Source organism: Paraburkholderia heleia NBRC 101817 (assembly GCF_000739775.1).
Classification (GTDB): Bacteria; Pseudomonadota; Gammaproteobacteria; order Burkholderiales; family Burkholderiaceae; genus Paraburkholderia; species Paraburkholderia heleia.
The window spans coordinates 88,507-98,388 of record NZ_BBJH01000039.1 but is presented as its reverse complement, the minus strand read 5'-3'; the positions used below and the strand labels follow the sequence as shown (position 1 = coordinate 98,388).

Below are 9,882 nucleotides of genomic sequence, written 5' to 3'. Positions count from 1 at the left end.
TCGAGTAGAATACCCGGCTTGCTGTAGAAGTTGATGTACCCAGGGACCACCTCTCGGCGCCTTGCCGCGGGGTGGTCCTGCGCTCTTTATATTGTCTGGCGGCGCAAGTCCGCCTCGCTCTTTTCAAGGAATCATCATGCAGAACCAAAAAATCCGTATCCGTCTGAAGGCTTTCGACTACCGTCTGATCGACCAGTCGGCTGCTGAAATCGTCGATACGGCGAAGCGCACGGGCGCAATCGTCCGCGGTCCGGTGCCGCTGCCGACGCGTATCCAGCGTTTCGACATCCTGCGTTCGCCGCACGTCAACAAGACGTCGCGCGACCAGCTCGAAATCCGTACGCACCTGCGCCTGATGGACATCGTCGACCCGACGGACAAGACCGTCGACGCGCTGATGAAGCTGGACCTCCCGGCTGGCGTGGACGTCGAAATCAAGCTGCAGTAAGAGCCTCGAGCGCCGCCGGAATCTTCGGGTGGCGCTAAGTCTTTGATTGCTTGCGGAAAACGAGGAAGGACGTTATACTTGACGTCTTTTCGCGCGTTTGCGCAAAAAATCGGTGTGTCCCTTTCGGGTCCGTCTGTCAAAAGCGCCTCGAAAACATGCCGGTACTTTGTAAATTAGCCCCGACCAATCGCAGTCGGGAATGGAGAAAACGATGAGCCTTGGACTCGTAGGTCGCAAGGTTGGCATGACCCGTATCTTCACGGCCGAAGGGGATTCGATTCCCGTGACCGTGCTGGACGTGTCCGACAACCGCGTGACGCAGATCAAGACTGTTGAAACCGACGGCTACACGGCCGTGCAGGTTGCTTTCGGTACTCGCCGCGCATCGCGCGTGACGAAGCCGCTCGCAGGTCATCTCGCCAAAGCTGGCGTTCAAGCCGGTGAAATCCTCAAGGAATTCCAGATCGACGCCGCTAAGGCCGCCGAACTGTCCGCTGGCGCCGTGATCGGTGTGGAACTCTTCGAAGAAGGCCAGAAGATCGACGTGCAAGGCACCTCGATCGGTAAGGGCTACGCCGGTACCATCAAGCGTTACAACTTCGCTTCGGGTCGTGCTTCGCACGGTAACTCGCGCTCGCACAATGTGCCGGGCTCGATCGGTATGGCGCAGGATCCGGGTCGCGTGTTCCCGGGCAAGCGCATGACCGGTCACATGGGTGACGAAACCGTGACGGTGCAAAACCTCGAAATCGCCCGTATCGACGCAGAGCGCAAGCTGCTGCTGGTCAAGGGTGCCGTGCCGGGTGCAAAGGGCGGCAAGGTTTTCGTGACGCCCGCCGTCAAGGCGCGCGCCAAGAAAGGAGCGCAATAATGGAACTGAAGCTCCTGAACGCTAATGGTCAGGAAGGCGCAGCCGTCAACGCGTCGGACGTCGTGTTCGGCCGTGACTACAACGAAGCGCTGATCCACCAGATCGTTGTCGCCTACCAGGCGAACGCGCGCAGCGGTAACCGCGCGCAGAAGGACCGCGAACAGGTCAAGCACACCACCAAGAAGCCGTGGCGTCAGAAGGGTACGGGCCGCGCTCGTGCCGGTATGTCGTCGAGCCCGCTGTGGCGCGGCGGTGGTCGCATCTTCCCGAATTCGCCGGAAGAAAACTTCTCGCACAAGGTCAACAAGAAGATGCATCGCGCAGGTCTCTGCTCGATCTTCTCGCAGCTGGCCCGCGAAGGCCGCATCTCGGTCGTCGAAGAGCTTTCGCTCGAAGCGCCGAAGACGAAGCTGCTGGCCGAAAAGTTCAAGGCCATGGGTCTCGAATCCGTGCTGGTCATCACCGACACGGTCGACGAGAACCTGTATCTCGCGTCGCGCAACCTGCCCCACGTGGCAGTCGTTGAGCCGCGTTTTGCCGACCCGCTCTCGCTGATCTACTTCAAGAAGATCCTGATCACGAAGGCAGCGGTCGCCCAGATCGAGGAGTTGCTGTCATGAGCGAGATTCGCAAGAACGATCATCGTTTGATGCAGGTCCTGCTCGCACCGGTGATCTCCGAAAAGGCGACGCTGGTAGCGGAGAAGAACGAACAAGTCGTCTTCGAAGTCGCGCCGGACGCGAACAAGCAGGAAGTCAAGGCTGCTGTCGAGCTGCTGTTCAAGGTGGAAGTCGAGTCCGTCAACGTGCTGGTCCAGAAGGGCAAGGCCAAGCGCTTTGGCCGCTTCAACGGCAAGCGCAAGGACGTGAAGAAGGCGTATGTCTGCCTGAAGCCCGGCCAGGAAATCAACTTTGAAGCGGAGGCCAAGTAATCATGGCAATCGTGAAAGTTAAGCCGACCTCGCCGGGTCGCCGCGCGATGGTCAAGATCGTCAACAAGGACCTCCATAAGGGCGCGCCGTTTGCGGCACTGCTCGAAAAGAAGTCCTCGACGGCTGGCCGTAACAACAACGGCCGCATCACGACGCGTCACCAGGGTGGCGGTCACAAGCAGCACTACCGTGTGATCGATTTCCGTCGTACGAAGGATGGCATCCCCGCGAAGGTGGAGCGTCTCGAGTATGACCCGAACCGTAGCGCGAACATTGCGCTGGTTCTTTACGCAGACGGCGAGCGCCGCTACATCATCGCGCCGAAGGGCGTGACGGTTGGCACGCAGCTGATGTCGGGTTCGGAAGCGCCGATCCGTGCAGGCAACGCGCTGCCGATCCGCAACATTCCGGTCGGTACGACGATCCACTGCATCGAAATGCTGCCGGGCAAGGGCGCGCAAATGGCGCGTTCGGCCGGTACGTCGGCAATGCTGCTGGCACGTGAAGGCGTCTACGCGCAGGTTCGTCTGCGTTCGGGCGAAATCCGCCGCGTGCACGTCGAATGCCGCGCGACGATCGGTGAAGTCGGCAACGAAGAGCACAGCCTGCGTCAAATCGGTAAGGCTGGCGCGAACCGCTGGCGCGGTATCCGCCCGACGGTCCGCGGCGTTGCAATGAACCCGGTCGACCACCCGCACGGTGGTGGCGAAGGCAAGACTGCGGCTGGTCGCGATCCGGTGAGCCCGTGGGGCACGCCGACGAAGGGCTATCGCACCCGCAGCAACAAGCGCACGACGAGCATGATCGTCCAGCGCCGTCACAAGCGTTAAGGAGTAGGCAATGGCACGTTCTATCAAGAAAGGTCCGTTCTGCGACGCCCATTTGCTGAAGAAGGTTGAGGCGGCTGCAGCATCGCGTGACAAGAAACCGATCAAGACCTGGTCGCGTCGTTCGACGATCCTGCCGGACTTCATCGGCCTGACGATCGCCGTGCACAACGGCCGTCAACACGTTCCGGTGTATGTCACGGAAAACATGGTCGGCCACAAGCTTGGCGAGTTCGCACTGACCCGTACGTTCAAGGGTCACGCGGCCGACAAGAAGGCCAAGAAATAAGGGGCAATCAAGATGGAAGTGAAGGCAATTCATCGCGGTGCCCGCATCTCGGCGCAGAAAACGCGCCTTGTGGCTGACCAGATCCGCGGTCTGCCGGTCGACAAGGCACTGAACGTTCTGACGTTCTCGCCGAAGAAAGCGGCTGGCATCGTGAAAAAGGTTGTGCTCTCGGCGATCGCAAACGCGGAACACAACGAAGGTGCTGACATCGACGAGCTCAAGATCAAGAGCATCTACGTCGACAAGGCAGCTTCGCTGAAGCGTTTCACCGCGCGCGCCAAGGGCCGCGGCAACCGCATCGAGAAGCAATCCTGTCACATCACTGTGACGGTCGGGAATTAAGGAGCCATACGATGGGACAGAAAATTCATCCGACTGGCTTCCGTTTGGCCGTCAGCCGCAATTGGGCTTCGCGCTGGTACGCGAACAACAACAATTTTGCGGCGATGTTGAAGGAAGACATCGGTGTTCGTGAATACCTGAAGAAGAAGCTGAAGAACGCTTCGGTGGGCCGTGTTGTGATCGAGCGTCCGGCAAAGAACGCTCGCATCACGATTTACAGCTCGCGTCCGGGTGTGGTGATCGGCAAGAAGGGCGAGGACATCGAACTCCTCAAGGCCGAACTCCAGAAGCGCATGGGCGTTCCGGTTCACGTGAACATCGAGGAAATCCGCAAGCCGGAAACCGATGCTCAACTGATCGCCGATTCGATCACGCAGCAGCTCGAGCGCCGCATCATGTTCCGTCGCGCAATGAAGCGCGCGATGCAGAACGCAATGCGTCTGGGCGCCCAGGGCATCAAGATCATGAGCGCCGGCCGTCTGAACGGTATCGAAATCGCACGTACCGAGTGGTACCGCGAAGGTCGAGTGCCGCTTCACACGCTGCGTGCCGACATCGACTACGCAACCTCGGAAGCGAAGACGACGTACGGCATCATCGGCGTGAAGGTTTGGGTCTACAAGGGCGACACGCTCGGCCGCAACGACGCACCGGTGGTGGAAGAAGTCGCCGAAGAAAAGCGTCCGCGCCGCAACGCGCGCCCGGGCGATCGTCGTCCGCGCCGTGATGGTGAAGGCGCACCGGGCGCCCGTCGTGGCGCACCGCGCCGTGGCGCCGCCGGCGGTGACGGCAAGAGTGGAGAATAACGATGCTGCAACCGAAACGCAGGAAGTATCGCAAAGAGCAGAAGGGGCGTAACACCGGTATCGCAACGCGCGGCAACGCCGTTTCGTTCGGTGAATATGGTCTGAAGGCTATCGGTCGTGGTCGCCTGACCGCGCGTCAGATTGAAGCGGCGCGTCGTGCAATGACGCGTCACATCAAGCGTGGCGGCCGCATCTGGATCCGTATCTTCCCGGACAAGCCGATCTCGCAAAAGCCGGCGGAAGTGCGTATGGGTAACGGTAAGGGTAACCCTGAGTACTACGTCGCCGAGATTCAGCCGGGCAAGATGCTGTATGAAATGGATGGTGTGTCCGAAGAACTGGCCCGTGAAGCCTTCCGTCTGGCTGCAGCCAAGCTGCCGCTGAAGACGGTCTTCATGGTTCGCCAGCTCGGCGCCTAAGGAGTGATTGATGAAGGCATCTGAACTTCTTCAGAAAGACAAGGCCGCGCTCGACAAAGAGCTGTCGGACCTCTTGAAGGCGCAATTCGGCCTGCGCATGCAACTCGCGACCCAGCAGCTCACGAACACGAGCCAGCTGAAGAAGGTTCGTCGCGACATCGCGCGTGTGCGGACCGTCCTGACTCAGAAGGCGAACCAGAAATGAACGAAAGCGTGAAAACCTCGCTTAAGCGGACGCTGGTCGGCAAGGTCGTCAGCAACAAGATGGACAAGACGGTCACCGTCCTGGTCGAGCGCCGCGTCAAGCACCCGATCTACGGCAAGTACGTCGTGCAGTCGAAGAAGTACCACGCTCACGACGAAGCGAACACGTACAACGAGGGCGACCTCGTTGAAATCCAGGAAACCCGTCCTCTCTCGAAGACGAAGGCCTGGACCGTGTCGAAGCTGATCGAAGCAGCACGCGTCATCTAAAAGTGGCGCAACACCCCGGGGAGCCACTTCCCGGGGTGTAGAAGTAATTGAAATCGCTGAAGATTTCGCTTGCTAGACCAAGATTATCGAGTTATAGTCTTGGTCTTCCCTCTTTATGGGCTTGCTGTTGGCAAAGCGGCAAGTGGAAGTAGGTGGGGAAGCAGATCCGGGCGCCAGTCCGGGTTAGCAAGATTCACCGGAATGCGATGGCCGGTTTCGTTTGCCGTCGCTGCTGTTCTTACCCAAGCAGCTGAGCGGTCGTTCTAGTGGCGGCGCGGCTGACGGGACCAAGACTGACCGGATGTGCCATGGTGGCGCAACCGGATTAAGTTGGGAAAGATAAACCATGATCCAGACCGAAACTCGGCTTGAAGTGGCCGACAACACGGGTGCACGTGAAGTCCTGTGCATCAAGGTGCTCGGCGGCTCGAAGCGTCGTTATGCCAGCATTGGCGACATCATCAAGGTGAGCGTCAAGGAAGCAACGCCGCGTGGGCGCGTGAAGAAGGGCGAAATCTACAACGCTGTTGTGGTTCGCACCGCGAAGGGCGTGCGCCGTCAAGACGGCTCGCTGATCAAGTTCGATGGCAACGCCGCCGTGCTTTTGAATACCAAGCTTGAGCCGATCGGCACCCGCATCTTCGGGCCGGTCACGCGTGAGCTGCGTAGCGAACGATTCATGAAGATCGTTTCGCTCGCGCCGGAAGTGCTGTAAGGAGTCGCGATGAACAAGATTCGCAAGGGTGACGAAGTCATCGTCATCACCGGCAAAGACAAGGGCAAGCGCGGTGTCGTGCTGGCCGTGGGCGAAGAGCGCGTGACCGTCGAAGGCATCAACATTGCCAAGAAGCATGTGAAGCCGAACCCCATGAAGGGTACGACGGGTGGCGTGGAAGCCAGGGCAATGCCGCTGGCTATCTCGAACGTCGCACTGGTCGACGCGAACGGCAAGCCGTCGCGCGTAGGCATCAAGGTCGAAGGGGACAAGAAGGTTCGTTTCCTGAAGACGACCGGTGCTGTCCTGAGCGCCTGACGCTGCGGAGTAAAAAATGGCACGTTTGCAAGAATTTTATAAAGAGAAGGTCGTTCCTGGCCTGATCGAGAAGTTCGGTTACAAGTCGATCATGGAAGTGCCGCGCCTCACCAAGATCACCCTGAACATGGGTGTCGGTGAAGCCGTCGCTGACAAGAAGGTCCTCGAGCACGCCGTTGGCGACCTCACGAAGATCGCCGGCCAGAAGCCGGTCATCACGAAGTCGCGCAAGGCAATCGCGGGCTTCAAGATCCGTGAAGGCTACCCGATCGGCACGATGGTCACGTTGCGCGGCCAGGCCATGTACGAATTCCTCGACCGTTTCGTGACGGTTGCGCTGCCCCGCGTGCGCGACTTCCGCGGCGTGTCGGGCAAGGCGTTCGACGGCCGTGGTAACTACAACATCGGTGTGAAAGAGCAGATCATTTTCCCCGAAATCGACTACGACAAGATCGACGCGCTGCGTGGGCTGAACATCAGCATCACGACGACTGCGAAGACCGACGAAGAAGCAAAGGCACTGCTCGCCGGCTTCAAGTTCCCGTTCAGAAACTGAGGTTACCGTGGCTAAACTGGCACTGATCGAACGTGAAAAGAAGCGCGCTCGTCTGGCAGCGAAATTTGCGCCGAAGCGCGCAGCGCTGAAGGCGATCATCGACGACCAAAGCAAGTCGGAAGAAGAGCGCTACGCAGCTCGCCTCGAACTGCAACAACTGCCCCGCAACTCGAACCCCACCCGCAAGCGTAACCGCTGCGCGATCACGGGTCGTCCGCGTGGCACGTTCCGCAAATTCGGTCTCGCACGTAACAAGATTCGTGAAATCGCGTTCCGTGGTGAGATCCCTGGCGTCACCAAGGCGAGCTGGTAATAGGAGAAACATAAATGAGCATGAGTGATCCTATCGCCGATATGCTGACTCGCATCCGCAATGCGCAGATGGTCGAGAAGGTTTCGGTTGCTATGCCCTCGTCGAAAGTGAAGATTGCGATTGCGCAGGTTCTGAAGGACGAAGGTTATATCGACGACTTCGCGGTGAAGACCGAAGGTGCGAAGTCGGAATTGAACATTGCGTTGAAGTACTACGCTGGCCGTCCCGTTATCGAGCGCCTCGAGCGCGTCTCGAAGCCGGGTCTGCGCGTGTACCGCGGCCGTAACGAAATCCCCCAGGTCATGAACGGCCTTGGCGTGGCGATCGTTTCGACACCGAAGGGTGTGATGACGGACCGCAAGGCGCGCGCTACCGGCGTCGGCGGCGAAGTCATCTGCTACGTCGCTTAAGGCCTAAGGAGAAGAAACATGTCTCGAGTAGGTAAGAGCCCGATCGCGCTGCAAGGCGCAGAAGCGACGCTCAGCGACGAGAAGATTACCGTCAAGGGCCCGCTGGGTACGATTTCGCAAGCTGCGAACCGCCTCGTGAAGGTGGTGAACGACAACGGTACGCTCAAGTTCGAGCCGACCGATGAAAGCCGCGAAGCCAATGCGATGTCGGGCACGATGCGCGCGATTGTCGCGAACATGGTGCAAGGCGTGACGAAGGGTTTCGAGCGCAAGCTGACGCTGGTTGGCGTTGGTTATCGTGCTCAAGCGCAAGGCGACAAGCTGAACCTGTCGCTGGGTTTCTCGCACCCCGTGGTGCACCAGATGCCGGAAGGCGTGAAGGCTGAAACCCCGTCGCAAACGGAAATCGTGATCAAGGGGATCGACAAGCAGAAAGTTGGCCAAACCGCTGCAGAAGTGCGCGGTTATCGCCCGCCTGAGCCCTACAAGGGCAAGGGTGTGCGTTACGCCGACGAGGTTGTGATCCTCAAAGAAACGAAGAAGAAGTAAGGGTGCGCAATCATGGATAAGACTCAATCTCGCCTGCGCCGCGCTCGTCAGACGCGTCTCAAGATCGCTGAGCTGCAGGTCGCGCGTCTGGCCGTGCATCGCACGAACACGCACATCTATGCGCAAGTGTTCTCGCCCTGCGGCACCAAGGTGCTGGCCAGCGCGTCGACGCTCGAAGCCGAAGTGCGTGCGCAACTGGCTGACCAGTCGGGCAAGGGCGGCAACGTCGCCGCTGCCACGCTGATCGGCAAGCGTATCGCAGAAAAGGCCAAGGCAGCCGGCATCGAATCCGTCGCCTTCGACCGCTCGGGTTTCCGCTATCACGGCCGCGTCAAGGCGCTGGCTGATGCTGCGCGCGAAGCCGGGCTCAAGTTCTAAGGAAGGAATTCGTCATGGCAAAGATGCAAGCGAAAGTTCAGGCTGACGAACGCGACGACGGCCTTCGCGAAAAAATGATTTCGGTCAACCGCGTGACCAAGGTCGTGAAGGGTGGCCGTATTCTCGGCTTCGCCGCACTGACCGTGGTTGGCGACGGTGATGGCCGCGTCGGTATGGGCAAGGGCAAGGCGAAGGAAGTGCCGGTCGCTGTCCAGAAGGCGATGGAACAAGCTCGCCGCAACATGTTCAAGGTGCCCCTGAAGAACGGCACCCTGCAACACGAAGTGCACGGCAAGCATGGCGCATCGGTGGTCCTCCTCGCTCCGGCGAAGGACGGTACCGGTGTTATCGCCGGCGGCCCGATGCGCGCAGTGTTCGACGTGATGGGCGTGCAGAACGTCGTGGCCAAGAGCCACGGTTCGACGAACCCGTACAACCTCGTTCGTGCCACGCTGGACGGCCTGCGCAAGCAGTCGACCCCGGCTGACATCGCAGCGAAGCGCGGCAAGTCCGTCGAAGACATTCTGGGCTAAGGGTGGGCACCATGTCTGATAAAACTGTCAAGGTTCAGCTCGTCAAGAGCCTGATTGGGACCCGCGAATCGCACCGTGCCACCGTGCGCGGTCTCGGCCTGCGCCGCCTGAACTCGGTTTCCGAGCTGCAGGACACGCCGGCTGTGCGCGGCATGATCAACAAGGTCTCGTACCTCGTCAAGGTCATCGGCTAAGCGGTCGACCAGGACTCCAGGAGTTGAAAATGGAATTGAATAACCTGAAGCCGGCAGAAGGCGCGAAGCACGCAAAGCGTCGCGTCGGTCGCGGCATCGGCTCCGGCCTCGGCAAGACCGCTGGCCGCGGCCACAAGGGTCAGAAATCGCGTTCGGGCGGCTTCCACAAGGTTGGCTTCGAAGGCGGTCAAATGCCGCTGCAGCGTCGTCTGCCCAAGCGTGGCTTCACCTCGCTGACGAAGGAATTCGTCGGTGAAGTGCGCCTCGCCGACATCGAGAAGCTGCCGGTCGACGAAATCGATCTGCTGGCTCTCAAGCAGGCAGGCCTCGTGGGCGAACTGACCAAAAGCGCGAAGATCATCGCCACCGGCGAGATCAAGCGTAAGGTCGTCGTGAAGGGTCTGGGTGCGACGAAGAATGCGCGTGCTGCGATTGAAGCAGCAGGCGGTTCTTTTGCCGAGTGATTGTGAGTGGTGCGTGCGGGCTTGCCCGCCGTCACTAACATCTGC

21 protein-coding genes are annotated in these 9,882 nt (G+C 59.8%); all 21 read left to right on the top strand.

Annotated elements, in window-relative coordinates; all coding sequences use genetic code 11:
* The first annotated feature begins 136 nt into the window (after positions 1-136).
* The 21 genes from rpsJ to rplO all read left to right on the top strand — a co-directional run bounded on the left by rpsJ (position 137) and on the right by rplO (position 9,837).
* Positions 137-448: a 30S ribosomal protein S10 gene (gene rpsJ / locus BHE01S_RS28375; protein ID WP_017777154.1), complete on the top strand. Its 312-nt coding sequence runs from the start codon at positions 137-139 to the stop codon at positions 446-448.
* Positions 449-659: 211 nt separating this feature from the next.
* Positions 660-1,319, top strand: coding sequence for a 50S ribosomal protein L3 (rplC, locus tag BHE01S_RS28370; RefSeq protein WP_052406167.1), 660 nt, complete (start codon positions 660-662; stop codon positions 1,317-1,319).
* Positions 1,319-1,939, top strand: coding sequence for a 50S ribosomal protein L4 (rplD, locus tag BHE01S_RS28365; RefSeq protein WP_028213350.1), 621 nt, complete (start codon positions 1,319-1,321; stop codon positions 1,937-1,939). Before rplC ends, rplD begins: the two co-directional genes overlap by 1 nt.
* Entirely contained in the window at positions 1,936-2,250 is a 315-nt protein-coding gene (gene rplW, locus BHE01S_RS28360; protein ID WP_028206513.1) for a 50S ribosomal protein L23, read from the top strand. The genes rplD and rplW overlap by 4 nt, the downstream gene beginning before the upstream one ends.
* A gap of 2 nt (positions 2,251-2,252) precedes the next feature.
* Positions 2,253-3,080 (top strand): 50S ribosomal protein L2, encoded by an 828-nt coding sequence (gene rplB / locus BHE01S_RS28355; protein WP_042269754.1) that lies wholly within the window; start codon positions 2,253-2,255, stop codon positions 3,078-3,080.
* Between the two features lie 10 nt (positions 3,081-3,090).
* Positions 3,091-3,366, top strand: coding sequence for a 30S ribosomal protein S19 (gene rpsS, locus BHE01S_RS28350; protein ID WP_006998484.1), 276 nt, complete (start codon positions 3,091-3,093; stop codon positions 3,364-3,366).
* 12 nt (positions 3,367-3,378) lie between these two features.
* A complete protein-coding gene (gene rplV, locus BHE01S_RS28345; protein ID WP_004199272.1) occupies positions 3,379-3,708 on the top strand; it encodes a 50S ribosomal protein L22 in 330 nt (109 codons plus the stop codon).
* Between the two features lie 11 nt (positions 3,709-3,719).
* Positions 3,720-4,514 (top strand): 30S ribosomal protein S3, encoded by a 795-nt coding sequence (rpsC, locus tag BHE01S_RS28340; protein ID WP_028213348.1) that lies wholly within the window; start codon positions 3,720-3,722, stop codon positions 4,512-4,514.
* A 2-nt stretch (positions 4,515-4,516) separates the two neighbouring features.
* Positions 4,517-4,933 (top strand): 50S ribosomal protein L16, encoded by a 417-nt coding sequence (gene rplP / locus BHE01S_RS28335; RefSeq protein WP_042269753.1) that lies wholly within the window; start codon positions 4,517-4,519, stop codon positions 4,931-4,933.
* A 10-nt stretch (positions 4,934-4,943) separates the two neighbouring features.
* A complete protein-coding gene (gene rpmC / locus BHE01S_RS28330; RefSeq protein WP_028206515.1) occupies positions 4,944-5,138 on the top strand; it encodes a 50S ribosomal protein L29 in 195 nt (64 codons plus the stop codon).
* On the top strand, positions 5,135-5,407 hold the full coding sequence (gene rpsQ, locus BHE01S_RS28325; RefSeq protein ID WP_028206516.1) for a 30S ribosomal protein S17: 273 nt from the start codon (positions 5,135-5,137) through the stop codon (positions 5,405-5,407). Before rpmC ends, rpsQ begins: the two co-directional genes overlap by 4 nt.
* 346 nt (positions 5,408-5,753) lie before the next feature.
* Complete coding sequence (rplN, locus tag BHE01S_RS28320) at positions 5,754-6,122, top strand: 50S ribosomal protein L14 (RefSeq protein WP_028206517.1); 369 nt, start codon at positions 5,754-5,756, stop codon at positions 6,120-6,122.
* Positions 6,123-6,131: 9 nt separating this feature from the next.
* On the top strand, positions 6,132-6,440 hold the full coding sequence (gene rplX / locus BHE01S_RS28315) for a 50S ribosomal protein L24 (protein ID WP_042269752.1): 309 nt from the start codon (positions 6,132-6,134) through the stop codon (positions 6,438-6,440).
* A gap of 16 nt (positions 6,441-6,456) precedes the next feature.
* Positions 6,457-6,996, top strand: a complete 540-nt coding sequence (rplE, locus tag BHE01S_RS28310) for a 50S ribosomal protein L5 (RefSeq protein WP_028228153.1) — start codon at positions 6,457-6,459, stop codon at positions 6,994-6,996.
* A gap of 7 nt (positions 6,997-7,003) precedes the next feature.
* On the top strand, positions 7,004-7,309 hold the full coding sequence (rpsN, locus tag BHE01S_RS28305) for a 30S ribosomal protein S14 (protein WP_028228152.1): 306 nt from the start codon (positions 7,004-7,006) through the stop codon (positions 7,307-7,309).
* A gap of 14 nt (positions 7,310-7,323) precedes the next feature.
* Entirely contained in the window at positions 7,324-7,719 is a 396-nt protein-coding gene (gene rpsH / locus BHE01S_RS28300; RefSeq protein ID WP_042269750.1) for a 30S ribosomal protein S8, read from the top strand.
* 18 nt (positions 7,720-7,737) lie between these two features.
* Positions 7,738-8,268, top strand: a complete 531-nt coding sequence (gene rplF / locus BHE01S_RS28295; protein ID WP_028222619.1) for a 50S ribosomal protein L6 — start codon at positions 7,738-7,740, stop codon at positions 8,266-8,268.
* Between the two features lie 12 nt (positions 8,269-8,280).
* Positions 8,281-8,646, top strand: a complete 366-nt coding sequence (rplR, locus tag BHE01S_RS28290; protein WP_042269746.1) for a 50S ribosomal protein L18 — start codon at positions 8,281-8,283, stop codon at positions 8,644-8,646.
* Between the two features lie 14 nt (positions 8,647-8,660).
* Entirely contained in the window at positions 8,661-9,179 is a 519-nt protein-coding gene (rpsE, locus tag BHE01S_RS28285) for a 30S ribosomal protein S5 (protein ID WP_042269744.1), read from the top strand.
* A gap of 11 nt (positions 9,180-9,190) precedes the next feature.
* Positions 9,191-9,373, top strand: coding sequence for a 50S ribosomal protein L30 (rpmD, locus tag BHE01S_RS28280; RefSeq protein ID WP_007730608.1), 183 nt, complete (start codon positions 9,191-9,193; stop codon positions 9,371-9,373).
* Between the two features lie 29 nt (positions 9,374-9,402).
* Positions 9,403-9,837 (top strand): 50S ribosomal protein L15, encoded by a 435-nt coding sequence (gene rplO / locus BHE01S_RS28275; protein WP_027797298.1) that lies wholly within the window; start codon positions 9,403-9,405, stop codon positions 9,835-9,837.
* The last annotated feature ends 45 nt before the right edge of the window (positions 9,838-9,882 follow it).